The 25,284-nt window shown below is 61.3% G+C and carries 23 protein-coding genes; 9 read left to right on the top strand and 14 right to left on the bottom strand.

Annotation, left to right across the window (positions count from 1 at the left end):
* Nucleotides 1-83: 83 nt before the first annotated feature.
* From PSH96_RS05380 to PSH96_RS05355, 6 genes are all read right to left on the bottom strand, one after another.
* On the bottom strand, nucleotides 84-2,324 hold the full coding sequence (locus PSH96_RS05380; RefSeq protein WP_305457977.1) for a TonB-dependent receptor: 2,241 nt from the start codon (nucleotides 2,322-2,324) through the stop codon (nucleotides 84-86).
* 275 nt (nucleotides 2,325-2,599) lie between these two features.
* A complete protein-coding gene (locus PSH96_RS05375; RefSeq protein ID WP_305457976.1) occupies nucleotides 2,600-3,577 on the bottom strand; it encodes a FecR family protein in 978 nt (325 codons plus the stop codon).
* The gene (locus PSH96_RS05370) at nucleotides 3,574-4,152 is read right to left on the bottom strand and encodes an RNA polymerase sigma factor (protein WP_056858899.1); all 579 of its coding nucleotides are present in this window, start codon (nucleotides 4,150-4,152) and stop codon (nucleotides 3,574-3,576) included. Before PSH96_RS05370 ends, PSH96_RS05375 begins: the two co-directional genes overlap by 4 nt.
* A 7-nt stretch (nucleotides 4,153-4,159) precedes the next feature.
* A complete protein-coding gene (locus PSH96_RS05365) occupies nucleotides 4,160-4,486 on the bottom strand; it encodes a DUF3325 domain-containing protein (protein WP_305457973.1) in 327 nt (108 codons plus the stop codon).
* Nucleotides 4,487-6,055, bottom strand: a complete 1,569-nt coding sequence (locus tag PSH96_RS05360) for a PepSY domain-containing protein (RefSeq protein WP_305457971.1) — start codon at nucleotides 6,053-6,055, stop codon at nucleotides 4,487-4,489.
* The gene (locus PSH96_RS05355) at nucleotides 6,052-6,354 is read right to left on the bottom strand and encodes a DUF3649 domain-containing protein (RefSeq protein ID WP_056858902.1); all 303 of its coding nucleotides are present in this window, start codon (nucleotides 6,352-6,354) and stop codon (nucleotides 6,052-6,054) included. The genes PSH96_RS05360 and PSH96_RS05355 overlap by 4 nt, the downstream gene beginning before the upstream one ends.
* A gap of 171 nt (nucleotides 6,355-6,525) precedes the next feature.
* On the opposite strand from PSH96_RS05355, the gene PSH96_RS05350 reads away from it, so the two are divergent.
* The 3 genes from PSH96_RS05350 (at nucleotide 6,526) to fecA (ending at nucleotide 10,380) form a co-directional block, all read left to right on the top strand.
* The gene (locus PSH96_RS05350; RefSeq protein WP_305459991.1) at nucleotides 6,526-7,014 is read left to right on the top strand and encodes a sigma-70 family RNA polymerase sigma factor; all 489 of its coding nucleotides are present in this window, start codon (nucleotides 6,526-6,528) and stop codon (nucleotides 7,012-7,014) included.
* Complete coding sequence (locus tag PSH96_RS05345) at nucleotides 7,011-7,952, top strand: FecR domain-containing protein (RefSeq protein WP_305457969.1); 942 nt, start codon at nucleotides 7,011-7,013, stop codon at nucleotides 7,950-7,952. The genes PSH96_RS05350 and PSH96_RS05345 overlap by 4 nt, the downstream gene beginning before the upstream one ends.
* A 91-nt stretch (nucleotides 7,953-8,043) precedes the next feature.
* Nucleotides 8,044-10,380 carry a TonB-dependent Fe(3+) dicitrate receptor FecA gene (gene fecA / locus PSH96_RS05340; protein WP_305457967.1) on the top strand — a complete coding sequence of 779 codons (2,337 nt, stop codon included), beginning with the start codon at nucleotides 8,044-8,046 and terminating at the stop codon, nucleotides 10,378-10,380.
* A 703-nt stretch (nucleotides 10,381-11,083) separates the two neighbouring features.
* On the opposite strand, the gene PSH96_RS05335 is transcribed toward fecA, so the two are convergent.
* Nucleotides 11,084-11,956: a LysR family transcriptional regulator gene (locus PSH96_RS05335; protein ID WP_305457965.1), complete on the bottom strand. Its 873-nt coding sequence runs from the start codon at nucleotides 11,954-11,956 to the stop codon at nucleotides 11,084-11,086.
* Nucleotides 11,957-12,061: 105 nt separating this feature from the next.
* On the opposite strand from PSH96_RS05335, the gene PSH96_RS05330 reads away from it, so the two are divergent.
* A complete protein-coding gene (locus tag PSH96_RS05330; RefSeq protein WP_305457963.1) occupies nucleotides 12,062-13,573 on the top strand; it encodes an MFS transporter in 1,512 nt (503 codons plus the stop codon).
* A gap of 59 nt (nucleotides 13,574-13,632) precedes the next feature.
* On the opposite strand, the gene PSH96_RS05325 is transcribed toward PSH96_RS05330, so the two are convergent.
* Nucleotides 13,633-14,043, bottom strand: coding sequence for an HPF/RaiA family ribosome-associated protein (locus tag PSH96_RS05325; protein WP_017135168.1), 411 nt, complete (start codon nucleotides 14,041-14,043; stop codon nucleotides 13,633-13,635).
* Between the two features lie 212 nt (nucleotides 14,044-14,255).
* A complete protein-coding gene (locus tag PSH96_RS05320; RefSeq protein ID WP_017135169.1) occupies nucleotides 14,256-15,203 on the bottom strand; it encodes a LysR substrate-binding domain-containing protein in 948 nt (315 codons plus the stop codon).
* A 137-nt stretch (nucleotides 15,204-15,340) separates the two neighbouring features.
* On the opposite strand from PSH96_RS05320, the gene PSH96_RS05315 reads away from it, so the two are divergent.
* The 3 genes from PSH96_RS05315 to PSH96_RS05305 all read left to right on the top strand — a co-directional run bounded on the left by PSH96_RS05315 (nucleotide 15,341) and on the right by PSH96_RS05305 (nucleotide 18,688).
* Nucleotides 15,341-16,717, top strand: coding sequence for an L-serine ammonia-lyase (locus PSH96_RS05315; protein ID WP_305457960.1), 1,377 nt, complete (start codon nucleotides 15,341-15,343; stop codon nucleotides 16,715-16,717).
* A 62-nt stretch (nucleotides 16,718-16,779) separates the two neighbouring features.
* The gene (locus tag PSH96_RS05310; protein WP_305457958.1) at nucleotides 16,780-18,084 is read left to right on the top strand and encodes a serine/threonine transporter; all 1,305 of its coding nucleotides are present in this window, start codon (nucleotides 16,780-16,782) and stop codon (nucleotides 18,082-18,084) included.
* A 286-nt stretch (nucleotides 18,085-18,370) separates the two neighbouring features.
* Complete coding sequence (locus PSH96_RS05305; protein ID WP_058419385.1) at nucleotides 18,371-18,688, top strand: DUF3509 domain-containing protein; 318 nt, start codon at nucleotides 18,371-18,373, stop codon at nucleotides 18,686-18,688.
* Here the strand turns inward: PSH96_RS05305 and PSH96_RS05300 are convergent.
* On the bottom strand, nucleotides 18,685-19,173 hold the full coding sequence (locus PSH96_RS05300; RefSeq protein WP_056858911.1) for a phosphate-starvation-inducible protein PsiE: 489 nt from the start codon (nucleotides 19,171-19,173) through the stop codon (nucleotides 18,685-18,687). The two genes, PSH96_RS05305 and PSH96_RS05300, sit on opposite strands and share 4 nt — an antisense overlap.
* A gap of 248 nt (nucleotides 19,174-19,421) precedes the next feature.
* On the opposite strand from PSH96_RS05300, the gene PSH96_RS05295 reads away from it, so the two are divergent.
* Nucleotides 19,422-19,682, top strand: a complete 261-nt coding sequence (locus PSH96_RS05295; protein WP_003188807.1) for a YebG family protein — start codon at nucleotides 19,422-19,424, stop codon at nucleotides 19,680-19,682.
* Between the two features lie 55 nt (nucleotides 19,683-19,737).
* Here the strand turns inward: PSH96_RS05295 and PSH96_RS05290 are convergent, their stop codons facing one another.
* Nucleotides 19,738-20,757 carry a Glu/Leu/Phe/Val dehydrogenase dimerization domain-containing protein gene (locus tag PSH96_RS05290; protein WP_305457953.1) on the bottom strand — a complete coding sequence of 340 codons (1,020 nt, stop codon included), beginning with the start codon at nucleotides 20,755-20,757 and terminating at the stop codon, nucleotides 19,738-19,740.
* Between the two features lie 187 nt (nucleotides 20,758-20,944).
* Between PSH96_RS05290 and PSH96_RS05285 the strand changes: the two genes are divergently transcribed.
* Nucleotides 20,945-21,748 carry a SirB1 family protein gene (locus tag PSH96_RS05285; protein WP_305457951.1) on the top strand — a complete coding sequence of 268 codons (804 nt, stop codon included), beginning with the start codon at nucleotides 20,945-20,947 and terminating at the stop codon, nucleotides 21,746-21,748.
* Between the two features lie 84 nt (nucleotides 21,749-21,832).
* Here PSH96_RS05285 and PSH96_RS05280 read toward each other — a convergent pair whose 3' ends face one another.
* The 3 genes from PSH96_RS05280 to fahA all read right to left on the bottom strand — a co-directional run bounded on the left by PSH96_RS05280 (nucleotide 21,833) and on the right by fahA (nucleotide 25,284).
* Nucleotides 21,833-23,203 carry an aromatic acid/H+ symport family MFS transporter gene (locus tag PSH96_RS05280; RefSeq protein ID WP_305457949.1) on the bottom strand — a complete coding sequence of 457 codons (1,371 nt, stop codon included), beginning with the start codon at nucleotides 23,201-23,203 and terminating at the stop codon, nucleotides 21,833-21,835.
* A gap of 137 nt (nucleotides 23,204-23,340) precedes the next feature.
* Entirely contained in the window at nucleotides 23,341-23,985 is a 645-nt protein-coding gene (maiA, locus tag PSH96_RS05275) for a maleylacetoacetate isomerase (RefSeq protein WP_305457947.1), read from the bottom strand.
* Nucleotides 23,986-23,997: 12 nt separating this feature from the next.
* The gene (gene fahA, locus PSH96_RS05270; RefSeq protein WP_305457945.1) at nucleotides 23,998-25,284 is read right to left on the bottom strand and encodes a fumarylacetoacetase; all 1,287 of its coding nucleotides are present in this window, start codon (nucleotides 25,282-25,284) and stop codon (nucleotides 23,998-24,000) included.

Genomic DNA, 25,284 nt, shown 5'->3' with positions numbered 1-25,284 from the left:
AGTAACTGACAGACCGAGTTGCCTGCATCGCAGGCAAGCCAGCTCCCACATAAGCCGCTCCCACATTCAGTTCTGCTGCGTCTTTAGAAGTTGGCTTCCAACGACACCATCGCCGTGCGCTCCTCGCCCACGTTGTAATACGCCGTACTCGGCGCCAGGCCGTTTACCGGCGCCGAGTTGAACGACACGGTGCGCGCCGAGCTCAGGTATTCCTTGTCGAACACGTTAAGCATCGACAGCCGCAGGGTCGCCGACTTGATGACCTTCTTGTCCACCGGCAAGTAGATACCGGCATTCAGGTCCACCACCGTGCGCCCGGCGATTTTTTCGTCGTTGGTCAAATCGCCGTAGAAACTGCCGACGTATTTGCCCGCAACGTTGCCGTAGAAACGCGAGTCGTCGTAGCCAAACACCAGGTTGAACATGTTTTCCGGCACGTTGGCCAGCTGCTTGCCGGCGGTGGGCAACAACACGTTCTTGCTGAGCAGATTGTCTTTCTGTTCTGACTGGGTGTAGGTGTAGGACGCGTAGTAGTTGAAGTGATGCGGCAACAGCCCGCTCCACTCCAGCTCCAGGCCTTTGTTGTCGACTTTGCCGACGTTGATGACCGCGTAGTCGCCGTTGAGGTCGGTGGTCGACAACTGGCGGTCCTTGAAGCTGATGTAGAACAGCGTCGCGCTCAGCGCAATATCGTCTTCGGTGAAGCGCCAGCCCAGTTCCTGGTTCCAGCTCAACTCGGGCTTGAGGCTTACGGAGTCGCCCTTGTTGTACAGCACGTAGTTCGGCGGCGTGCGCATGTTGCGGGTGACGTTGTAGAACGCCTGGTTGCTCTCGTCGACCTGGTACTTGGCGCTGAAGTTCGGCAGAAACTGGTGGTAACGGGTGTTACGTTTTTCCGGTTTATCGTACAGGCTGCCCAGGTTGTTGCCGTCGCGCTCGACGTACTGGTAGGCCACACCGCCGACAAAACTCAGGTCTGGCGTGGCTTGCCAGCTGTCCTGCACCCAGAGCTTTTGCGACGGTGTGATGGTGTAGTAATGACGGCCTTGTATCGTCGCACCGTTCTTGTCGACCACTTGGCCGCCGCCGTTGTAGTCGCCCCACACATCATCGGGTGCGCCTTCGCCGTTGATGGCGATAAACGGCTGGCTCTGGCGCTGGCGTGCGCGCTCATACCAGTAGCCGTAGTCCAGGCTGTGTTCTTCGTTGATGTCCCACTTCATTTTGGCGGTGACGCCCGGGCGCCAGGTTTCGGTCCATGAAGGACGGTAGTAGTTGAGCGATTTGAGGTTGCTCAGGTCGTAGTTGCCGGCCTTGTCGGACTTCGGCCCCAGGTTCGACGCGGTCTGGCCGCTGAAGCTGCCACCGTTGGCCCAGTAGTAATACGGCGTGACCGTCAGCGCCAGGTTGTCCTGCAACTGCCAGCGCTGGGTGAGCGTGGCGTTGACGCTTTCGAAGGGGTTGCGGTTGAGCTTGTAGGAAGACGACAGCAAACCGGACTTGTACACCGGGGTTTCCGAGTAGTCCTTGCGCCGCCCGTCGGTGTCGAACTGTGACTTGCTCAAGGAGTTGTAGTTGTAGTTTTCCTGGTTGTTGTACTTGATGGTGGCCAATGTGGAGTTGCCGCTGCCGTCTTCAAACAGGCTGCTCCACTCTACCTTGTCGCTGCGCAGCGTGCCTTTGCCGCGCCACTTGTCGCCTTCCAGGTGCGAGGCCGAGACCCAGGTCTTGAGACCGCCGAAATCGCCGGTATTGACCCGCACGAAGGTCTTGCGCAAGTCGTTGGCGCCAACGATCTGCTTGGCAAACACCCCGGCTTCTTTGGTCGGCCGAAGGGTGATCATGCCGATGTTGCCGCCGCTGGAGCCGATGTGCGGGCCGTCGGCTTCAGAAGAACCCTGGGTCGCAAACACTTCCGCGAGGTTTTCCGGGTCGCCCAATTGGTTGGAATAGACGCTGTAGTTGCCCGAATCGTTGATCGGCACGCCATCGACGGAAACCCCGATCTGGTCGGAGTTCATGCCGCGCATGGTGAAGTTGGTGCCACTGGTGCCACTGGCGTCATCACTGGAAACGTTGATGCCCGGCGTGTATTTGAGCTTGTCGATGGCGTTGGCGGTCGACGACATCTGGTCCATGGCTTCCTTGGTCACCGTCGAACGCGCCTTGGCACTTTCTTCGCGGATCATGTGGCCGTTGCCCAGGGTCTGTTTGCCGGCGATGTCCACCGAGCCAACGTCCTGCGTGGTGTCTGCCAAAACCAATGGCGCAAAGCTACCTAGGCCCGATGCAAAAAGCAGGGCAGAGAGTGTGTTGATCTTCACAAGTAGATCCCTTACGTGCATCTATCTGTTGTTATGGAGGGCGGTACTGGCTGTCAGAACCGGGTGAACGGCGACGCCAGTCTTCCTGACCACCTGCTCAGGAATCCGAGGATGATCCTTGGCGCGTGTAACGGTTTGGTGACAGGTTTGGGCAATTAGGATGAAGGTTAAGTGAAGGATCTACAGACAGCGCGATACCTGACCTGTAGCAGTCGCCAGGAAATGATCGCGAGAAAAATAGTTGTAAACGGCAGTGGCCAGCAAACCGATCGTGTCTAGCGCAACACAATCATGCGGCCCAAGAGCGAGTGCTGTTCAAACCCCAGCACCGCCTGCAGGGCATTCAAAACCGCGACTGGGTCCTGGCTCGGAAAACTGCCACTGACACGCTTGGCGCCCATCTCGTCGTTCAGCAACAGAATGCGCCCCGGATAGTAACGGCTCAGGTCCTTGACCACGTCAGCCAACGGCGCCTTGTAGTAATTGAGCCAGCCGTCACGCCAGGCCAGGCGGGATTCACTGTCGACCGCGTGTATCGCTTCGGCCACACCGTCGGCGTAAGCCACTTGCTGGCCCGCCGTCAGAACCTGCTGCTGGCCTTGCCTGGACGGCGTCACGCCAACCCGACCGGACAACACCGTCACCTGCGCGCCAGCCGGTTGCAGGCGCACTTCGAACTGTGTGCCCAACACCCGTGCTTCGCCGCTGCCGGCCTCGACCACAAAGGACTGGCCGGTGTGGGTCACGCTGAAAAAACCGGCACCGCGACGCAGCTGGATATGCCGCTCACCGTGGCTGAAATCCACGGCGATGGCGCTGTCGGCATCCAGGGTCACTTGGGACTGGTCGGCCAGGGTCACGGTCTTCACCTCACCCGGCGCGGTCACGTAATCGGCGCCCAAATCATCCACCCAACGCGACGGCTGCCAACCGGCGCCCATCGACACCATCACCAGCAGGCACGCGGCCATGGCCAAGGCGCCAGACCAGCGCAGGGTGCGCGAACGTTTCGAGCTGTTCATCGCATTGAGGTAACCCTGCAAGGCCAGGGCGTCTTCGCCTGCCAGTGTGCGCGCCGGTACTTCGCTCAACTCCCACAGCACCTGGGCCTGGGAATAGGCCTCGACGTGGGCAGGATCGGCCCGCAACCAGCGGCTGAACGTGGCCTGGTCGCCACTGCTGGGCTGGTCGTGCAACAGGCTCAGCCAGTCGAGCGCGGCCTGTTCCTGGGCGGGCGTGGGGGTGACGTTCACGGTGCTTTCCCTGGCGTGCGTGGGGGCAATGGTTCGCGAAGGCTGGCCTTGCAGGCTTCAAGGGCACGCATCATATGTTTTTCCACGGCGCTTTGGGACAAGCCCATGGCCCTGGCGATTTCTGCGTACTTGCGGCCGTGGATGCGGTTGAGCAAAAAAATCTGCCGTGTGCGCTCCGGCAGGCTGCGCAAGGCGGCTTCGACATGGCGCAGATCATTGCCCGCTTCGAGCGCTGCCTGGGGTTCTGAGCCCTGATTGTCCTGCTGCTCCGGCAGCCAGCCTTCGCTGCTGCGCACACGGGCGCCTTCGCTGCGCAAGTGGTCAATGGCGATGTTGCCGGCGCAACGCAGCAAGTAAGTGCTGAGCTCTTCGACCTGCACCAGCGGGCGGCGCCAGAAGCGCAGGAATAGATCCTGTACCAAATCAGCCGCCGTGGCGCGACACCCCACCCGGCGGCTGACCAGGGCTTCCATTTGCGAACGCTGGGACAAAAACACCTGCAAAAAATGCGCACGCCCACCGGCCGCATCGGTGTGCGGGCTGTCCTGGGATTCGGGTGGCGTGCTGATCATCATCACAGGCTCAGATTAAGGCGAAGGCCGCGACAGGGCTGGCCAGCAGGCCGACGCCCGCCAGGATCAAGGCCAGCCTTGGTCGATACGGCAACAGCAACACCAGCAGCAGCGCGCTGAGCATCAACACCGCGCACCACTCCACCAACCCTTGGGCCCAGCCTGAAGCGGCGACGGCGGGCCAGATCGACACGCCCAGCAACAACCAACCGGCCATGCGCAGGCTTGAACGCCGCGCGGGCGATGGCTTGCTGTGCAGCAACTCGCCGTGATGGCGGTCGGTGGCCAGGCACAACGCGGTAAACCCGGCGTAACACATCAACAGCGCGAGCAGCATTCAGTGCGCCTCCTGCTTTAGTGTGATTGACCGCACGCGTTCGGCCTTGGGTTGCGTTCGGTGCTGCATCTTCCACGCCGCCCAGGTGAGGAACAGGCCGCTGGCCAGGCAGGTCAGGTCGAAGCCGGCCATGGCCCAGTCACCCTTGGCCAATGACGTGCCCAAGTGCTGTGAGGTGGTCAGCGCGTTGAGCAGTGGAATCGCCACAAACAGCAGCGCAGCGAAGCTCAGTTGCTCGACCCAAGCCTGGCGACCACGGCGCCATACAGCATGTAGCAAGCTCAGGCCCCAGACGATAAAGAAGGTTTGTATTTCCCAATCGGAACGTTCGGCGAAGCTCACCGGCAACAGGCGGTTGGCCCAGAAAAACGCCGCGATGGCGATCATCAAGCCAGACATGCTGGCGATGTTGAGCACTTCCACCAGCCGCAGTTCAAACGGCATTACGCCGGTTTTAGCGTGCTTGAGCTGGCGCTTGCCCAGCCAGATCACCAGGCCGGTGCCGATCATCGCCGTGCCCGCCAGGCCACAGATAAAGTACAGCCAGCGCAGCACCGGGCCGGCGAAATGGCCCATGTGCAGGCCATAGAAACTGCCACCAATCGCCGCCGGCAGCGATTGCTCGCCACTGACCCGCAGCAACTCGCCGGTGGTGCCGTTGAATGACACGCTGCTGCCAAAGTCATGCACCACGCGGTCGGAGCCGGCGCGCACCACATTCACCGACGCATTCACATCGCCAGGGTTGTTGACCACCAATCGGCCCACATGCCCACCGGCCCATTGCGTGCGCGCCTGCTCGTACAGTGGCCATAACGGCAGCAACTTGCCCGGCTGGCCGAGTGCCGGTGCATTGTCAGTATTGGGGAACACTTCATTAAAGAACGCGCGGCTGTCGTTGCCGTACGAGGCGAGGATCGGCGCGGGCATCACCATGCTCATGAAGATTACCAGGCTGCTGTAGGTGATCATCAGGTGAAACGGCAGCACCAGCACACCCACCGCGTTATGCCCGTCGAGCCAGGAGCGCTGGCCCTTGCGTGGGCGGAAGGTGAAGAAGTCCTTGAAGATTTTCTTGTGGGTGATGATTCCGGTGATCAGCGCGACGAACATCACCATGGCGGCGATGGTCGACAGCCAGCGGCCCCACGGGTAAGGCATTTGCAGCTGGAAGTGGAAGCGGTAGAAAAAATCGCCGCCCATGCTTTCTCGGGCCTGAACGGGTTCAGCAGTGACGGGATCGAGGACTTTCTGGATGAAGTTGCCGCGTTTGCCGGGGTCAATCTTGTCTTGCCACATCACCGACAGGCCAGGGTCACGGCTGTTGGGCAGAGTGATAAACCAGCGCGCGGCGTTGGGCGCCTGTTGCTGCAGATAGGTTTGCGCAGCGGCAAGGCTGCGCGCTTCGTCCAAGGGATACGCCTGCACTTCGGGCTGCATCCAGTGGGTAATTTCGTCCTTGAAATAGGCCAGGGTGCCGGTCAGGAATATCGCAAACAGCAGCCAGCCGAAGATCAGGCCGGCCCAGGTGTGCAACCAGGCCATCGCCTGGCGAAAGCCCTCTTTCATGTGCGTGCCATCCAAAAACCCACGCCCGCCAGGGTGGCAAACAACGCGCTGGGCAGCATCACGCCAAACCAGGCGCGCGAGGCTGTGCGGCAAGCGAAGCACCAGATAACGGCCAGCAGATAGAACACAAACGAACTCATCATCCCGGTGATGACCGCATCGGCGCGCGAGGTGGGCATCCACAGCGCCAGGCACACGGCGGCCAGGGACGCCATCAGATAGCCGCCGACCACGGCAGCCAGCGCACGCGAAGTGACGGCGAGGCGGTAGGTGACGGGCAGTGAGGGTTTGCTTTTCATGCGGGAGACGCCAGATTCATCAGCGCGCAATATTAATGATAAATATTCTCATAAGCAAAAGAGAACGGATGAATCACCTGCCCGCATGGATTGCCGAATGCGTATCACGCCCCTTACAATGCGAACAATTCTTGTTCTCTAAAGTACATTGATACTTTCGGAGTGAACGCGTTGCAGCCGCCCAACACCGTCGAAGTCCTGTACCACGACCATCACCTCTGGCTTACCGGCTGGTTGCGACGCAAGCTCGGCTGCCCGCAAAGCGCGGCGGACCTGGCGCAAGACACCTTTATCCGTGTGCTCAGCGCCCGCGAAGCCCCCACGCTGATCGAACCACGCGCCTTCCTCACCACCATAGCCAAGCGCGTGCTGTGCAACTTCTACCGCCGCCAGGACCTGGAACGCGCTTACCTTGACGCCCTCGCGCAGATCCCCGAACACGTGGCGCCCTCGGAAGAAGAGCGCGCCATCATCCTGCAAACCCTGGTGGAGCTGGACCAACTGCTCGACGGCCTGCCCGTGCAGGTCAAGCGCGCCTTCCTGCTGGCCCAGCTCGACGGCCTGACCTACGCACAAATCGGCGCCGAACTGGGCATCTCCATCGCCACGGTCAAGCGCCACCTGAATAAAGCAGCGATGCGCTGCTACTTCGCCCTATGAACTTTTCCACGCAAGTGGCCGAACAGGCGGTGCACTGGCTGATGGAAATGCAGCAAGGCGCGCTTAGCCCACGTCAGCAAGCGGCGTGGCAGCACTGGCTGAATGCCCACAGTGAACATCAGCGCGCGTGGGACCATATCCAGCGCGTCAACCAGCGCCTGCGGGGCATGCCCTCGCCTCTCGCTCACGCGGCGCTGAACACGCCGCAATCGAGCAGCCGCCGCCAGGCGCTGAAGCTGTTGCTGATTCTCGGCGTGGGTTCGGCGGCCGCCTGGGGCTTGCGCCAACAGCATATTTTGCCGCCGCTGAGCGCCGACTACCGCAGCCCTATCGGCGAGCGTCGCAAGGTGCAGTTGGCCGATGGCAGCCAGTTGCAGCTCAATACCGGCAGTGCGGTGGATGTGCATTTTGATCGGCAGCAGCGCCTGATCCGTGTGCTCGAAGGCGAGATCCTGTTGACTGCACGCGCAGGCGATACGCCACTGCGCGTACTCACCGGCCAGGGTTTGCTCAGCAGCCAGGCCGCCCGGCTGAACGTGCGCCAGTTCAACGACCATACCCAACTGGCGGTGTTCGACGGCCACGTCGAGGTGATGCCCAACAACTACAGCGGTTTGCCGTTGACGGTCGAGGCCGCGCGCCAGGTCAATTTCACTCGCAAAGGCTGGGACACACCGCGCCCGACCGACGCCAACAGCGGCGCGTGGGCCGACGGCATGCTGGTGGCGGCGCATATGCGCCTGGAAGATTTCCTTACCGAGGTTGGCCGTTATCGCCGGGGCCAGCTCAACTGTGACCCGCAAGTGGCGAACCTGCTGTTGTCCGGCAGTTATCCATTGGCCGACAGCGAGCGCATTCTCGACCTGCTGGAAGTCAGCCTGCCGGTCAAAGTGCGGCGTTTTACCCGTTACTGGGTGACGGTCCAGGCACGCGCCTGAAATTTTTTTCGATAACAGTGAGCCGTTTTCCACACCTCGCGTGACAGAGAAGGAAAGCCACCTTGATCCTTCCTTCTCAGGACCGCACGTCATGCCCCAGCAGCCGACCCTTCTCGCCCGCACCTTGCGCCAACTGTTACTCGGCGCCAGCCTCAGTTTCACCGTACTGCCTCAGGTGATGGCGGCCGAGGCCAAGCCGTATCACATCGCACCGGCCTCGCTGGAAGCGGCGCTGAATCAATTTGGTCGCGAAGCTGGCGTGCTGATTTCGTTCGGTTCCCAAGTCACAGCCGGCCTGCAGAGCCGTGGTTTGTCGGGCAATTACAGCGCCGACGAAGGCCTGCAAAAATTGCTGGAAGGCACGGGCCTGCAAGCCCGCGCCGAGGGTGACAAGGCCTACAGCCTGCAACCGGCCAGTGCGCCTGCGACCGTGGAGCTGCAAACCTCCAGTGTGGTCGGCGACTGGCTTGGCGACGCGGCGCAAACCAATGTGTTCGAGCACCCTGGCGCCCGTGACGTGATCCGCCGCGAAGAATTCGAACGCCAAGGCGCCACCCAGGCCCGCGATGTGCTCAACCGCATCCCCGGCGTCAACGCCCCGGAAAACAACGGCACCGGCAGCCATGACATGGCGCTGAACTTTGGTATTCGCGGCCTCAACCCACGCCTGGCCTCGCGTTCCACCGTGTTGATGGACGGCATTCCGGTGCCGTTCGCGCCCTATGGCCAGCCGCAGTTGTCTTTCGCGCCGATCAGCATGGGCAACATGGACGCAGTAGACGTGGTTCGTGGCGGCGGTGCCGTGCGCTACGGCCCGCAGAACGTCGGCGGCATTGTCAACTTCGTGACCCGCGCAATTCCGGATGCACCGACCGTCAAAGGCGGTTTGCAGACCGAGACCAGCCCGTCCTCCAGCCATGACGGCTTCAAGACCACCGGCAACCTGCTGGCTGGCGGCACTGCCGACAATGGCCTGGGTGGCGCAATCCTGTACTCCGGCACCCGCGGCGGCGACTGGCGCGAAAACAGCAACACGCGCATCGACGACCTGATCCTCAAGGGCAAATACCAGCTGGACGACGCCAACAGCTTCAACGCCATGGCGCAGTACTACGAAGGCCAGGCCGATATGCCCGGCGGTTTGAACGTCAAGGACTACAAGGCTGACCCGTACCAGTCCACCCGCCCTTACGACAAGTTCTGGGGCCGCCGCACCATGTTCAACGCCGGCTACCGCTACCAGGAAGACCGCCGCGAATTTACCGCCAACACTTTCTTCACCACCACCTTGCGTAATGGCTACCTGGACCAGGGCAACTTCCTGTCCTTGTCCCCGCGCGAATACTGGGTACGCGGCCTGGAAACACGCTTCGCCCAAGGGTTCGATCTTGGCCCCACCAGCCATGAAGTGGGCGTCGGCTACCGCTATATCAGCGAAGCCGGCCACGAGATGCGCTACCGCACGCCGATCAGCGCCAACCAGCAACTGCCCAACACCAACAGCCGCAACGACCGCGACACCCGTGGCGCCACCGAAGCCAACGCGTTCTTCATCGATGACCGTATTGATATCGGCAAGTGGACCATCACGCCGGGCGTGCGCTACGAGATGATCGAATCCCAGCAGACCAACAACCTGAGCAACGTCAAATACAAAGGCGATTACAACACCGCGCTGCCGGCGTTGAATGTGCTCTATCACGTCACCGAAGACTGGAACCTCTACGCCAACACCGAAGGTTCGTTCGGCAGCGTGCAATACAGCCAGATGCCCAACCGCGTGAGCAGCGGCGAAGTGAAACCGGAAAAAGCCCGCACCTGGGAACTCGGCACGCGCTACGACAACGGCAGCCTGCGTGCGGAAATCGGCGCGTTCCTGATCAACTTCGACAACCAGTACGACAGCAACCAGACCAACGACACCGTGATCGCCCGTGGCGAAACGCGCCACCAGGGTATCGAGTCGAGCATCAACTACGCCCTCGACGGCTTGAGCCCGGCGCTTGCGGGCTTTGACGTGTACGCCACCTACGCCTATGTGGACGCGACCATCCGCGAAGACGGCCCAAACAAAGGCAACCGCGTGCCCTTCTCGTCCAAGCACAAAGGCACCCTGGGCGTGGGTTATACCGAGGGCCGCTGGAAGCTCAACCTCGACAGCAGCTACCAAAGCAGCCAGTTCGCCGACAACGCCAACACCCAGGCGGAAACCGCCGACGGCGCCAACGGACGCATCCCTGGCTACATGCTGTTCAGCAGCCGCGCGGCGTATGACTTCGGCCCGCAACTGTCGGATTTGAACGTGGCGGTCGGTGTGAAAAACATCTTCAACAAGCAGTACTTCACGCGCTCGTTCGACGACAACAACAAAGGCAAATACGTGGGGGAACCGCGCACGGTGTACGTGCAGACCTCCATCGCGTTTTAGGCACCGGCGAGGCTGCGAAGGCGGCGGCACAGGCGAGATATAAGCTGCCTGACCCACCGCTTTCGCAGCCTCGCTAAAGCTCGACAGCTCCCACAGGGGATCGGCTGTGTTAGTGAGGTTCGGTTCGCAGGAACATCGCGCCAAACACACATCCCCCCAGCAACAAAGCTCAACTGTGGGAGCTGTCGAGCCCCAGCGAGGCTGCGAAGGCGGCGGCACTGGCGAGATATAAGTTGCCTGACCCACCGCTTTCGCAGCCTCGCTGGGGCTCGACAGCTCCCACAGGGGATCGGCTGTGTTAGTGAGGTTTCGGTTCGCAGGAACATCGCGCCAAACACAAATCCCCCCAGCAACAAAGATCCAATGTGGGAGCTGTCGAGCCCCGGCGAGGCTGCGAAGGCGGCGGCACAGGCGAGATATAAGTTGCCTGACCCACCGCTTTCGCAGCCTCGCTAAAGCTCGACAGCTCCCACAGGGGATCGGCTGTGTTGGTCAGGCCTCGGTTCGCAGGAACATCGCGCCAAACACAAATCCCCCCAGCAACAAAGATCCAATGTGGGAGCTGTCGAGCCCCGGCGAGGCTGCGAAGGCGGCGGCACTGGCGAAATATTAGCTGCCTGACCCACCGCTTTCGCAGCCTCGCTAAAGCTCGACAGCTCCCACAGGGGATCGGCTTTGTCGTTTAGAGCTACGTTGGCCGACTCTAACTGCCTGCCAGGCAACTCGGGGTGCCCGCCACCAAGGCGTCAATGGCACAGCGCGTCTTGGCGGGCATGTGTGCGGCCGTCGGCCAGATCACGTGGATTGGCGCAGGCTGGTCGCGGTGGTTCGGCAGTACCGCTTCCAGTTGCCCGCGCAGCACGTAATGCGCAATCAACCAGCTCGGCAACCAGGCCAGGCCCACGCCCGCAATCGCGGCATCGGCCACGGCCTGGAGGTCGTCGAGCATCAACAGCGAAGGCACACCGGGGCGCTGCGAGGTATTGCAGCGGTAGGCAATGCCTCGGTGTGCGGCGAGGTCGTCGATAGCGTTGATTGGCCCGACCCGCTGCAAATAGGCTGGCGAAGCAGCCAGGCCAACCGATTGTTCGCCCAGGCGACGCGCACTCAGGCGGTCAGTGTCCGGCAGCGGACCAATACGCACGGCCACGTCGAAGCCTTCCTGTGCGAGATCGATCAACCGGTCAGAGAACGAGATCTCGATCTCCAACGCCGGGTAACGGTCCATCAACCCCCACAACGCTGGCGCTGCGTAATGATGGCCGAAAGCCAAAGGCAAGCTCGCCCTTAAACGCCCGCGTGGCTGCTGCCGCCCGCTCTCCAGCACCGATTCGGCAGCTTCCAGCTCTGCCAGCGCACGCAAACAATGTTCGTAGTACGCCTGCCCATCTTCAGTCAGACGCTGGCGGCGGGTGGAGCGCTGCAACAGGCGAGTGCCCAAGCGTGCTTCCAGGCGCGCAAGGCCTTTACCCACGGCCGAACGCGTAAGGTTCAGTCGTTCGGCAGCCTCGGTCAGGTTGCCGCTCTCGACGACTTGCAGAAAGAGCTCAACACCATCAAAACGCGGAGTGGCCATGCTTAATTGTCGCCCTTAATTCCCTTATCAAAGGAAAACTTATCACGAATAAAGAATTCTGCTCCCGCGAGAATAGCGCTCTCTCTCAAGTAAAAGGAATATCCCATGCCGCCCGCCGCCGCCGTATCCGCCGTCAGTGCCCCGCGCACCGCCAGAGATGGCCTGGCACTCACCGCCGTGTGCCTTGTGGCACTGATGTTCGGGCTGGAGATCTCCAGTGTGCCGGTCATCCTGCCAACCCTGGAACAGCAACTGGGCAGCGGTTTTCAGGATTCGCAATGGATCATGAACGCCTACACCCTGGCCTGCACCAGCGTCTTGATGGCGGCGGGTACGTTGGCCGACCGCTTTGGACGGCGGCGCATGCTGGTGTTGTGCCTGTGGCTGTTTGGATTGGCTTCGCTGGCCTGCGGGCTGGCCAATGATGCTTCCACACTGATCGCGGCGCGCTTTGTTCAAGGCATAGGCGCCGGGGCGATGATGATCTGCCAGTTCGCCATTCTGTCGCACCAGTTCCGCGAACCGGCGGCGCGCGCGCGGGCCTTCGCGATATGGGGCGTGATCGCAGGCGTGGGCCTGGGCTTCGGGCCGATGGTCGGCGCGTTGATTCTGGCGGTCGCGGACTGGCGCTGGGTGTTCCTGGTGCATGTGCCGCTCACGCTGCTGACCTTGCTGCTGCTGCGCATCAGCGTGCAGGAATCCCGCGACCCGGCCGGCCATCGGCTGGATATCGCCGGCATGCTGACCTTGACGCTGTCGGTGTTCGCCTTGGTGTATTTCATTACTCAGGGCAGCGAAAACGGCTTCGGCAGCCCGGCGATGCTCGGCTGGGCCGGTTTGTCGCTGGTCGGGCTGCTGCTGTTCATCTCTGTTGAGCGACGCAGCGCGCACCCGATGTTCGATTTTTCGGTGTTCCGCATCCAGCGTTTCAATGGCGCGCTGATGGGTTCGATCGGCATGAATTTCAGTTTCTGGCCCTTCATGATCTACCTGCCACTCTACTTCCAGGCCGGCCTGGGCTACGACACGCTGACCACCGGCGCGGCCTTGCTGGCTTATACGCTGCCAACCTTGCTGGTGCCGCCGCTGGCGGAACGCCTGGCCCTGCGCTACGGCGCCGAACGTATTATCCCGCTGGGCCTGGGTTTGATGGGTGCAGGGTTTATCACCATGGCGGCAGTCAATGGCGCGCAGCAGCCGAGTATCGTCTGGGTACTGTTCAGTTGCGTGTTAGCGGGCGTGGGACTGGCGCTGACCAACTCACCGACCACCAACACCACCACCGGAGCCGTCTCGGCCGACCGCGCAGGCATGGCCTCGGGTATCGACCTCAGCGCGCGGCTGATCACGCTGGCGCTCAACATCGCCTTGATGGGGCTGGTGCTGCTGCTGGGCATTGGCCATCACCTTTCCAGCCTGCTGCCTGCCACCACGGCGTTGGATTGGCCGGCTATCAGCCAGAACATTGCGGCGGGCAAACTGGACGCGCTGGTACTGGCGCCTTCAGACGCCCAGGCCGCGCTGCGCCACGGCGCCGGCTGGGCCATGCTGTTTGCGGGGTTGGGTGCGTGTGGGCTGGCGATCTTGAGCCGGTACTTTTTCCAGCAGCGCCCCTGAACGAAAACGGGCCTGCAGATGCAGGCCCGTTTTATTGGGGTTGAAAAAACACTCAGCTATCAGCTGTTAAGCGCAGCCTGTTCGTTTTCCAGAAATTCCTCTTCCAACTCGGCCTCGTCGGCCTTGGTATCCGGCAAGCTCTGCCCTGCGGCGCGTGGTTTGCCGCGCAGTTTGCCGTACAGATGCTCCAGCGCATGCTCAAGCTTGGTGGCGGCGCCATCGATCGCCTGTTCCAGCGTATCGGCCTTGTGCAGTACCGACAGTGGTTGATGGCCCTTTGGCCGTGCTTCCAGACGGCAACTCAGATCGTGGGGGCCGGGCTTATCGCCATTCTCATCCTTCAGGTAGACCTCAACGCGGGTCAGGTCTTCTTCATAACGTTCGAGCGTGCTCTCAATGGTAGTTCGTACCCACTCCTCCAGTCGGATGCTGCTTTCAATATGGTTATCGCTATTGACTTGGATTTGCATAGTTCTTCCCTTATTTCAGCTAGCTCGCGAGAGGTCACAACTGCGACACCGGGGTGGTGAAACCATGACCTCTTGATTACACAATTGAGCACTGCGCAGAACATTTCAACCCCTTTGCAAAGATAAATCCCACATTACAAATTAACCCTGACTACGAGCATAAACGCTGTTAGGGTGGGGAGTTAGTTACATGTTCTTACGCCCAGCGAACCTTATAATTGCCCCTCTCCCAACGGGTGCAATCCGCGAAAAATCCCCGCTTCCTCTACCAGCCAGTCATGCACCGCACGCACACCGGGATGGCTCAACGCGCCCGGCGCATACAGCAACACATAACGTTTGTGGTTGGGCACGGCCAGGCCGAAGGGCACGATCAAGGTGCCGCGCTCCAGTTCATCGTTAAGCAAGGTGCGCCGCGCAATCGCCACGCCCATACCGGCGATGGCGGCCTCGATGGTCAGGTGGTTGCGGTTGAAGGTGTGGCCACGGCGCACGTCGGCGTCGTGGTAGCCGATAGCATTCAGGTAAAACTCCCACTCGGCGTATTCATAACTCCCACGCCAGGCGGTGATGTCGTGCAACAGCGGAAAATGCACCAGGTCCGCCGGGCCATGCAACGGCGGCCTCCCGCGCAGCAGGCTCGGCGCGCACACCGGAAAGATCTGTTCATCGAGCAGGGCTGTGGATAACAGGCCGGGGTAGCTGCCGTCGTTCAAGTCGATGGCGAGGTCGAAGTCGCCCTCGTGCAAGGCGATGCTGCTGTCTTCGGCGACCATGCGCAGCTGGATATCCGGGAAGCGCTGCTGCAAACGCGGCAAACGCGGAGTCAGCCACTTGCCGAGAAACGACGGGATCGAGCGCAAGCGCAAAGTGCCGCTGATCATCCCCGCGTCCAGCCGCTGCAATTCCGCATCAATACTGCCGTAGGCCTCGCCCACGGTCGCCGCCAGCCTTTGCCCCTCGGCACTCAGCTCCACGCCACGGGCACGCCGATGAAACAGTCGAAAGCCCAAGCGCTCTTCCAACTGGCGAATTTGTTGGCTCACCGCCCCCGGCGTGATGTGCAGTTCTTCGGCGCAACGGGTAAACGATAAATGCCGCGCGGCGCAGGAAAACACGTGCAGCCAGACATAGGTCTGGCCATGGAGAGGGCGAGTCATAGCGTTTAGTCCTGCTAAAGGGTGTCTTAGGATAATTCGTTGGTCAGTGCCGATCCAGAGGCTCAGTATCGCGCCAATTCCGCCTGCTCTACAAAACATGGCAGCGATTTCTACTCCATTGCTTGTAAGGCTTTAGCATGGCTATCAGTGTTTTCGATCTATTCAAAGTGGGCATCGGCCCGTCCAGCTCCCATACCGTCGGCCCGATGCGCGCAGCGGCGACCTTCGCCCAAGCCCTGACCGACCAGCAATTGCTGGCCGATACGCGACGTATCGAAGTGCGCCTGTACGGCTCGCTGTCCGCCACAGGCGTAGGCCACGCCACCGACCGCGCCAGCGTGATGGGGTTGATGGGCGAATGGCCAGACAAGGTCGACCCCACGTCGATCAATGCACGCATTCAGCAGTTGCGCGAATCCGGTCGATTGCTGCTTGCCGGCAAACAGGAGATTGCCTTCAACTGGCACACCGACCTCCTGCTGCTCGACGAAAGTCTGCCTTACCACCCCAACGCCATGTCCCTGCACGCCTATGGCGAAAACGGCCTGCTGAGCGAGCAAACCTATTACTCGGTGGGCGGCGGTTTCATCATCGAAGCGGCCGAAGCCGCCTCGGGCATCGCGCCTGCCAGCGACGTCGAATTGCCCTACGACTTTTCCAGCGCCGTCGAACTGCTGGCCTTGTGCAACAAGCACGGCCTGCGGGTTTCCGAGTTGATGATGGCCAATGAACGCGCGTGGCGCTGCGACGAAGAAATCCGCAGCGGCTTGCTGCATATCTGGTCGGTAATGCGTGAATGCGTGGAGCAAGGCCTGCGCGATGAAGGCATCTTGCCAGGCGGTTTGGATGTACCGCGCCGGGCGGCGAAATTGCATCGCAGCCTGCTGGAAATCGGCAAACCCAACGTGATCACCTCCACTTTGTCGGCGATGGAATGGGTCAACCTGTTCGCCCTCGCCGTCAACGAAGAAAACGCCGCCGGCGGGCGCATGGTCACCGCGCCGACCAATGGCGCAGCAGGGATTATCCCGGCCGTGCTGCATTACTACATGAAGTTCAACGCCGATGCGTCGGATGACGATGTGGTCAATTTCTTCCTGGCGGCTGCCGCCGTGGGCATTCTCTGCAAGAAGAACGCTTCGATCTCCGGCGCCGAAGTCGGCTGCCAGGGCGAAGTGGGCTCAGCTTGTGCCATGGCCGCCGCCGGCTTGGCCGACATCCTCGGCGCCACGCCAGAGCAATTGGAAAACGCTGCCGAAATCGGCCTGGAACACAACCTCGGCCTGACCTGCGACCCGGTCGGCGGCCTGGTGCAGGTACCGTGCATCGAGCGCAACGCCATCGCGGCCGTCAAGGCGATCAACGCCACGCAAATGGCCCTGCGCGGTGACGGCAAACACTTTATTTCCCTCGACCGGGTGATCCGCACCATGCGCGATACCGGCGCCGATATGCATGACAAATACAAAGAAACTTCACGGGGCGGCCTGGCGGTCAGCTGGGTGGAGTGCTGATCGGAGCACTTTTACCCGTCCCCTACGTGAGCCCGCGCAAAAATAATAACGAGGCAATATCGATGACTGATGTACGTACACCTGCCGCTGAAAACCCTGCTGTTGCTGTAGATAACGCTTTAGACAACACTGTCACCACCGGCTGGACCAAACACGACACCACCTGGATGCTCGGCCTCTACGGCACCGCCATTGGCGCCGGCACCTTGTTCCTGCCGATCAACGCCGGCGTTGGCGGCTTCTGGCCGCTGATCGTGCTGGCGTTGCTGGCCTTCCCGATGACCTTTTTCGCTCACCGTGGGCTGACGCGCTTTGTGCTGTCGGGCAAATCCGGTGACATCACCGAAGTGGTCGAAGAACACTTCGGCGTCGGCGCGGGCAAGCTGATCACGCTGCTGTACTTTTTCGCGATTTTCCCGATCCTGCTGGTGTACAGCGTGGCGCTGACCAACACCCTGAGCAGCTTCATGGAACACCAACTGCACTTGGCCCCGCCGCCTCGGGCGATCCTGTCGCTGGTGCTGATCCTCGGCCTGATGGCCATTGTGCGCTGCGGCCAGGGCGTGATCGTCAAAGCCATGAGCGTGCTGGTGTACCCCTTTGTCGCCGCCTTGCTGTTGCTGGCCGTGAGCCTGATCCCCAACTGGAACGGCGCGTTCTTCGCTTCCGCCAGTGAAGGCATGCCGTTGCCGCTGTTCTTCAAGACGCTGTGGCTGGCGATCCCGGTGATGGTGTTCTCCTTCAACCATTCGCCGATCATTTCCGCCTTTGCCGTCGACCAGAAGCGCGTCTACGGCCCACAGGCCGAACGCAAAAGCAGCGGCATCCTCGCCACCGCCCACGGCATGATGGTGCTGACGGTGATGTTCTTCTGCTTCAGCTGTGTGCTGGCCCTGTCGCCGGCAGACCTGGCGGCCGCCAAGGCGCAGAACATTTCGATCCTGTCGTACCTCGCCAACCACTTCCAGACGCCAGTGATTGCTTACGCCGCGCCGTTGATCGCACTGGTGGCCATCACCAAGTCCTTTCTCGGCCACTACATCGGCGCCAGCGAAGGTTTCCAGGGTTTGATCGTCAAATCCCTGCGTGGGCGTAACCGTTCGATGTCATCCAAAGGGCTGGAACGCTGCACCGCGCTGTTCATGGTGCTGACATGCTGGGCCGTGGCGACCTTCAACCCAAGCATCCTGGGCATGATCGAAACCCTGGGCGGGCCGATCATCGCGTGCCTGTTGTTCCTGATGCCGATGTACGCGATCCGCCGCGTGCCCTCTCTGCGCCAGTATTCGGGCCAGGTGTCGAATGTGTTTGTGGTGCTGATCGGGTTGATTGCGCTGTCTGCGATCGTTTTTTCGGTTTTGCCCTGAAATCGAACACAACCCATGACAAATGTGGGAGCGGGCTTACCCGCGATAGCGCTCTTTCAGCCAGAAATTATTCTGCTGATACACCGCAATCGCGGGCAAGCCCGCTCCCACATGGGTATTGCAGCGCCTGGTAGAGCGCTATACGGCACGCCCCTTGCTGTACAGCTAACGAGGCAAACGGACCTTGTGAAACCTCAGCGACGGAGTGGCCGGTGGTCAGGCAATGCGAACTTAACCAGACACCGGTCGTCAATGACTGCATGTTCTTATCAGGCGGTAACGCACCATGGACAATCCTTTTCAGATCATCACTGACACCTTCACGCCCACCTACCGCGTCAACCTGAGCATCCAACGGCTCGACGGCAGCATCATGCTCACCCTCTCGGACGAGACGGGGGTGGTGGCCAAACGCATGATCAGCGCCGAACAACGCAACGACCCAGAGCGGCTCAAGCGCCTGGTGCAAAGCATTCAGTTCGGCATCGCCATCGAACAGGGCCACAGCGCCATGGAGATTCTGGCGGTGATGACGGACGGCGACAGCCATAAACTCTTGCAGCCACCGCCCGCCCGCACCCTGCCCTTCAGCGTCGGGCTTTAAAGCTCGCCCTTCTCGGTTTCAAGGCTCGCCTCGCCCTTGCGCCGCGGGCCTTCGACCTTCACCGACGGGAACGCCGACGAAGCGTAGCGCACCACCAGAATCGAGAACGCCAGCAATAGAATGCCGCCGCACAAGTAGATGATGCCGACGTCCGGCGGGTTGTGGTGCGACACGTTGGAGATCAGCAGGCGCGTCAGCGCGGTGATCGCCACGTAGATCAGAAAGCGCACGGGCATGTGGTTGGTCTTGAAATAAATCCCGACCATTGCGCCCAACTCCAGGTAGATGAACAGCAGCAAGATGTCATCAATCTTGATGTGCCCGTTCTCCAGCATCCCCAAAAACTCCATCACCGCCGCCCAGGCTGTTACGGCACCAATGGCGAACAGCGCCAGGTAGTGGAACGTCTCGACGAACAGATTGCCCAGCGACTCGGCCAGCCCATGGACTTGCTGACGCAGCTTTTCGGCCCAGTTGATTTTCACGATGATGCTTCCTTAGGTCGGCTCGACCGGATATTGCGGGTTAGACGTGACGGTTGTTCTGCATGCAGAAAAAAGGCCAGTGGCAGGTATAAGATGATGGCGGGGTGACATGAGACACGGCAAACCCCTATTTACCGGCTACATTAAAAAACTGCTACCCAAACACAGTGGTTTGACTTAACCTTTTGGCTGTATATAAATACAGTAGTCGCAAAAGACAACTATCGTGAAGGCATGTGAGGTGGTGAATGGCCGTCGAAGTGGTATACCGCAGCAGCCGAGATCTGGAGCGTTTGTTCATGGATAAAGCCGAAGCTGACCGTCATGACAAGATGCTTGAACTCGCTGAGTTGCTGGCAGAAGTGTTGCAAAAAGCCGTGCCGTCCCTGAGCGAGCAGCAGGTGGAGGAAGCCGGGATCTACATGGCGAAAAATCGCGATGTGTTTGCCAAGGCGTTCAAGAGCCAGCCGGACGCATTGTCCGAGTTGCTGAACCCGGCGGCAGAATAAAGCCCGAATTGAACAGGCCCTGAATCATTGATTCAGGGCCTTTTTAATGCCTGGGCTATTTGTAGAGCAGGCGCTCGGCCAGCTCGTCCGCCACCCGCGCGGGGGAGCGTTTTTCGGCTTGGGCATGGGCGAAGATTTCGGTGAGGCGCGTGCCGATGTTCGACAGGTGTGCGGTGATGGCGGGCAACTCGGTGCCGGCGTGTTTGAGGGCGACGTAGATCAGGCCACCGGAGTTGATCACGTAGTCCGGAGCGTAAAGGATGCCGCGCCCTTCCAGTTGGTCGGCAATGTCCAGGGTGGTCAATTGCGCGCTGGCGGAACCGGCCACGGCGGCGCAACGCAGTTGGCCGACCGTGTGGCGGTTGAACACCGCGCCGACACCGCACGGCGCCAGAATGTCACACGGCGTGCTGAGCAACGCATCATTGGCGATGGGGTGTGCGCCGAGCTGCTCCATGGCCAGTTGCACCTTGCCATGGTCGATGTCGCTGACCAGCAGTTCGGCACCCGCCGCGTGCAGTTGTTCGGCCAGAGCAAAACCGACATTGCCCAGGCCCTGGATCGCGACGCGCAGGCCTTCGAGGTTGTCACTGCCCAGACGCGCCATGGCGGTGGTGCGGATGCCGGTGAACACCCCCATGGCGGCATGGGGCGCCGGGTCGCCGGCGGCTGTAGTGCTGGTAACGAAGCGGGTGTGTTGGGCGATGCAGTCCATGTCGGCCACCGAAGTGCCGCTGTCGATTGAGGTGACAAAACGGCCGTCGAGTTTTTCGATACAACGGCCGAAGGCTTCAAAAAACGCGGCGCGGCTTTCCACGTGCACGGGGCGGATGATCACCGCCGTGCCGCCGCCCACCGGCAAGCCGGCCAGGGCAGCTTTGTAGCTCATGCCTTGGGCCAGGCGTGCGGCATCGGCCACGGCACTTTCATCGTCGGGATAAGCAAGATAACGGCAACCGCCCAAGGCGGGGCCGAGGCGGCTGTTGTGGATGGCGATGACGGCCTTCAACCCGGTGACCGGGTCGACGCTCAGGTGCAGCGATTCAAGGCGGGTGCTGTGCATAAGCGCAAACATCGTCAAGCTCCCGAATCACTTCTGGTAGAGGCCCCAGTATAGGCTTGCGGTAGAAAACTGCTGAATCACGCTGGAATAAGACGCCAGGTTTCATAGGCATCAGGACATAAGCCCGCAGGACATTTCCTAAGTTACTGGACGAAAATTCACAGCAAGGCTAAAACGTGGGCATCCGCCGGAGAATGCAATGAATCCCCGCACAGCCTTTTTCGCCTGCCTGGACCGCTCACCGCCTGCGCTGTTTGAAGCCGCGTTGTGGATGGCGGCTGAACACGATCCGAGCGTGCAACCCCTGTTGATCCTGCAAGACCTGACCTTGCTGCAACAACAGATCAGCGTAGGCATGCCCATGCTGCCGGCGGATGAACTCGGCCAGCCGTTGCTGCGGCGCATGAATGACCTGGGGTTTGCCCAGGATGATTCCACACCGCTACGCCCCGCCGCCGCGTTGCTCGACAAGGTACTGCTGCGCAAACGCGGCCAACCCTTGGCCATGGGCCTGATCGCGCTGGAGATGGCGCGGCGCCTGGATATCCCCATGGCGGGGGTTAATTTCCCCGGCCATTTCCTGCTGCGGGTGCCCGGTGCCGACCACCTGTTGGACCCTTGCGGTGGCCGGCGCCTGTACCCCAACGACTGCCGCGAGTTGTTGCACCGCCAGTACGGGCCAAACCTCAAGTTGCAGGCCGAGCACCTGCTCACCGCCGAACCGCGCGCGATCCTGCAACGGCTGTCGCGTAACTTGCGCCAACTGCACCTGGCCAACGACCACCCGCTGTCGGCCCTGATCGACGCCGAGCGCGTGCTGGAGTTGGGCAATGCCAGCGCTGCGGATTACCTGGCGCGGGCCAGCCTTTACCAGCGCCTGGACTGCCCGAGTGCCGAGCGCTTTGACCTGGAACACGCCCTGTTGCTGAGCGAAGACCCGATCCAGCGCCTGCGCCTGGCCGAGCGGCTGGGGCATTTGCCGCCTAACACCGTGGTGCACTGAACTACTTGTTTTTGGCGATCAGGATTTATTGTGGCGAGCGGGCTTGCCACAACAAGCCAGCTCCCACATTTGATCTGCTTTGAATCAGTGATTGGCCGGTGCCTTGAGCATTTCGCTGTGCAACGGGCCCTGCGGCGCGTTGGAGCCAGGCGAGCGCACTTGAATGATCAACAGCGCCGCAATCACCGCCGGAATCGCGCAGAAGAAGAAAATCTGCTCCACCGGAATATGCATCGCCAGCAACATGCTGCCAAACAGCGGCCCCAGGATTGAACCGAAGCGCCCCACACCCAACGCCCAGCCGGTGCCGGTAGCGCGCACGTGTGCCGGGTAGAAATTACTGGCGAAGGCGTTGAGCGTCAGCTGCCCGCCAATAATGCAGAAGCCGGCCGCGAACACGCAGGCCACCAGATAACGCGGGTTGTCGTGGTTCAGCCCGAGCAAAATCGTGCAGACCGCAGCCGCCGCCAGCACGCCGGAGAGCAACCGCACCTTGCTTTTCAGGCGGTCGGCAAACCAGGCCATGCCGATGGCGCCCAAGGTGCCGGCAAACAGGAACATCGAGGTCACAAGGTTCGCTTGCTTCAACGCCAGGCCGCTCTCCAGCAGCAGCGTCGGCAGCCAGCTGATCATGAAATACAGCAGGATCAGGCTGACAAAAAAGGTCGCCCAAATCAGCAAGGTCGGGCGCGCATAGCCGTTGCGAAACAGTTCCACCACCGTGAGTTTGCTGCCCTGCTCCTGAAGGTTTTGCACCTCACTCGCCTGCGGTGGCTGCCAGTCGGGCAGCATGCGCGCCGTGACCTTTTGCAACCGCGCATACGGCGGCGCATCCCGCAGCAAACGCGGCAAGGATTCCGGCAGCAACCACACCAGGAAAGGGAACAGCAGCAACGGCGTCACCCCGCCCGCCAGGAAGACCGCCTGCCAGCCGTAACCTTCGATAAACCCCGCCGCCACAAACCCACCCGCCGCGCCACCGAACGAGAAGCCGCAGGCGGCCAGGGTCACCATCAGGGTGCGCATGCGCGGCGGGGAATATTCCGACATCAACGCCATGGCGCTGGGCATCGCGCCGCCCATCCCGATGCCGCAGATAAACCGCGCAGCCATCAGGGTGGTCAGGGAATTGGCGAACACCATCAGCACGGTAAGGCTCGCGTAGATGAGTACGCAGCCAAGCAGGATGCGGCGCACGCCGAAGCGGTCGGCAAGCGGCGTCACCAATAACGAGCCCAGGGTCAGGCCCAACAGGTTGGCGCTGAATACCGGGCCGAACGCGGCTTTTTCCAGCCCCCAATCCTTGGCCAATGCAGGCACTACGTAGCCCAGCACCTGGGCGTCATAGCCGTCGGTTACCAGCAGCAGCGCCAGCAACAGGAGAATCAACCACTGGTAGCGCGACACCGCACGGGCGTCGAGTGCCGCGCGAAAGCTGGCAATCTGATTGTGCATCGCAAGGTACCTGTTATTTTTATAAGGATGACGCGGATCAAACGGTGGGAGCTGGCTTGCTTGCGATGACGGTGTGTCAGCCAGTGCATTATCAACTGATAGACCGCTATCGCAGGCAAGCCAGCTCCCACATTGATTTAGGGTGTGTCAGGGGTGTCAGGTTGATTCGCCGGATGCGCCTGCACAAACGCCGGATGCTGCGCCGCCAGCGCGGCCACTCGCCCGATACGTGGGTACGCGCCCAACGGCACCTTGAAGCGCTCAGCCGCGTACAGCTGCGGGATCAGAAACGCATCCGCCATCCCCGGCTGGTCAGCAAAACAAAAACCTTCATCGCCAATCAACTGTTCCACCGCGCCAAGGCCCTGGCTTATCCAATGCCCGATCCACTCGAGCACTTGCGCCTCGTCATGCCCCCATTTGCGCAACAGGTTTTGCGTGCTGGAGTTGTGCAACGGATGGATATCGCAGCCAATGATCGACGCCACCGCCCGCTCATGGGCACGGGCCGCCAAGTCCTTGGAGAGCAGCGGCGCCTGTGGATAACGCTCTTCCAGGTACTCGATGATTGCCAGTGATTGGATCAACAGTTCACCCTCATCGGTACGCAGCGCCGGTACACGGCCCTGCGGGTTGATCGCCAGGTAGTCGGGCTGGCGATTCGCGCCGCCCGGCGGCACCAGCAAATTAACCGGCACGGCGGTAAAGTCCAGGCCCTTGAGCGCCAGGGCAATGCGCACCCGGTACGACGCCGTAGAACGGTAGTAGGTATAGAGTTGCATCGCCCTGCCCTCTTAGCGTGCTGCGATCACGGTGCCACGGCATTCGCCGAAACCGATGGAGGCAAAACCTTCACGGCTGCAACGGGCACGCAGGATGATTTCGTCACCATCTTCAAGGAATTTACGCACTTCACCGGAGGCCAGTTCAATCGGCTTTTTACCGCCTTCGGTGATTTCCAACAGGCTGCCGTACTGCCCCGGTTGCGGCCCGGACAAGGTGCCCGAACCAAACAAATCACCAGCCTGCAGCTGGCAGCCGTTGACGCTGTGGTGTGCAACCAACTGCGCTACGGTCCAGTACATGTGCTGGGTGTTGCTCAGGGCCAGGCGGTGTTCCGGCAGGTTTTGCTCGCGCATCGCAGCGGTGGTCAGCAGCACTTCCAGCTCGATGTCCAGGCCTCCCGTGGCCTGGTCACGCGTATCCAGCAGGTACGGCAGCGGCTGCGGGTCACCTGCGGGACGTGCCGGTTGGGCCTTGCGGAACGGCTCCAGCGCTTCGGCAGTGACCACCCACGGCGAGATGCTGGTGATGAAGCTTTTCGACAGGAACGGGCCGAGCGGCTGGTATTCCCAGGCCTGGATATCCCGTGCCGACCAGTCGTTGAGCAGGCAGAAACCGGCAATATGTTCAGCGGCGTCGCCTATGGCAATCGAGTCGCCCATGGCATTGCCCTGGCCGATCCAGATGCCCAGTTCCAACTCATAATCCAGGCGCGCGCACGGGCCGAAGGTTGGCTCGGTCTGGCCGGCCGGCAGCGTCTGGCCTTTAGGCCGACGTACGTCCGTGCCCGAGGGGCGAATGGTCGAGGCGCGACCGTGATAGCCAATCGGCACGTACTTGTAGTTGGGCAGCAACGGGTTGTCGGGACGGAACAGTTTGCCGATATTTTGCGCGTGTTCGATGCCGACGTAGAAGTCGGTGTAATCGTTGATCTTCGCCGGCACATGCATCTGGCAATCCGCCGCGCGGTGCAGTACCTGCGCCTCACGGGTGTGCAGCTTGCTGCCTTCGGCGAGCAGTTCCAGCAGGCGCTCGCGCAAGGCTACGCGTGGGCCACGGCCGAGTTCGAAAAAGCCGTTCAGTTGGCCACCGGCAGTGGCTTCGACCGCACGGCGTGCTTCACCTTCAAACTCGTCCAGCGCAGCGTGCAGGTCAAGAATCGAATCGCCAATTGCCACGCCACTGCGCGGGGCCGAGCCATTGATGCTGAACACGCCCAGCGGCAAGTTCTGCAAGGGGAAATCGCGGTGGCCGTTGGCGGAGGCTACCCAGCTGCGGGCAAGTGTTGGCTGAGTCAT

The organism is Pseudomonas sp. FP2338, from assembly GCF_030687515.1.
GTDB classification, from domain to species: Bacteria; Pseudomonadota; Gammaproteobacteria; order Pseudomonadales; family Pseudomonadaceae; genus Aquipseudomonas; species Aquipseudomonas salomonii.
The sequence above is the reverse complement of the archived record's forward strand: the minus strand, read 5'-3'. Positions and strand labels throughout refer to the sequence as shown.

Coding starts and splice junctions, on each gene's coding strand:
- PSH96_RS05360 (WP_305457971.1), bottom strand. CDS start 6,055: ATGAAAGAGGGCTTTCGCCAGGCGATGGCCTGGTTGCACACCTGGGCC.
- PSH96_RS05320 (WP_017135169.1), bottom strand. CDS start 15,203: ATGACTCGCCCTCTCCATGGCCAGACCTATGTCTGGCTGCACGTGTTT.
- PSH96_RS05290 (WP_305457953.1), bottom strand. CDS start 20,757: ATGTTTGCGCTTATGCACAGCACCCGCCTTGAATCGCTGCACCTGAGC.
- PSH96_RS05330 (WP_305457963.1), top strand. CDS start 12,062: ATGCCGCCCGCCGCCGCCGTATCCGCCGTCAGTGCCCCGCGCACCGCC.
- PSH96_RS05310 (WP_305457958.1), top strand. CDS start 16,780: ATGACTGATGTACGTACACCTGCCGCTGAAAACCCTGCTGTTGCTGTA.
- PSH96_RS05295 (WP_003188807.1), top strand. CDS start 19,422: ATGGCCGTCGAAGTGGTATACCGCAGCAGCCGAGATCTGGAGCGTTTG.
- PSH96_RS05305 (WP_058419385.1), top strand. CDS start 18,371: ATGGACAATCCTTTTCAGATCATCACTGACACCTTCACGCCCACCTAC.
- fecA (WP_305457967.1), top strand. CDS start 8,044: ATGCCCCAGCAGCCGACCCTTCTCGCCCGCACCTTGCGCCAACTGTTA.
- PSH96_RS05285 (WP_305457951.1), top strand. CDS start 20,945: ATGAATCCCCGCACAGCCTTTTTCGCCTGCCTGGACCGCTCACCGCCT.
- PSH96_RS05280 (WP_305457949.1), bottom strand. CDS start 23,203: ATGCACAATCAGATTGCCAGCTTTCGCGCGGCACTCGACGCCCGTGCG.
- maiA (WP_305457947.1), bottom strand. CDS start 23,985: ATGCAACTCTATACCTACTACCGTTCTACGGCGTCGTACCGGGTGCGC.
- PSH96_RS05315 (WP_305457960.1), top strand. CDS start 15,341: ATGGCTATCAGTGTTTTCGATCTATTCAAAGTGGGCATCGGCCCGTCC.
- PSH96_RS05345 (WP_305457969.1), top strand. CDS start 7,011: ATGAACTTTTCCACGCAAGTGGCCGAACAGGCGGTGCACTGGCTGATG.
- PSH96_RS05370 (WP_056858899.1), bottom strand. CDS start 4,152: ATGATGATCAGCACGCCACCCGAATCCCAGGACAGCCCGCACACCGAT.
- PSH96_RS05335 (WP_305457965.1), bottom strand. CDS start 11,956: ATGGCCACTCCGCGTTTTGATGGTGTTGAGCTCTTTCTGCAAGTCGTC.
- PSH96_RS05325 (WP_017135168.1), bottom strand. CDS start 14,043: ATGCAAATCCAAGTCAATAGCGATAACCATATTGAAAGCAGCATCCGA.
- PSH96_RS05365 (WP_305457973.1), bottom strand. CDS start 4,486: ATGCTGCTCGCGCTGTTGATGTGTTACGCCGGGTTTACCGCGTTGTGC.
- fahA (WP_305457945.1), bottom strand. CDS start 25,284: ATGACTCAGCCAACACTTGCCCGCAGCTGGGTAGCCTCCGCCAACGGC.
- PSH96_RS05355 (WP_056858902.1), bottom strand. CDS start 6,354: ATGAAAAGCAAACCCTCACTGCCCGTCACCTACCGCCTCGCCGTCACT.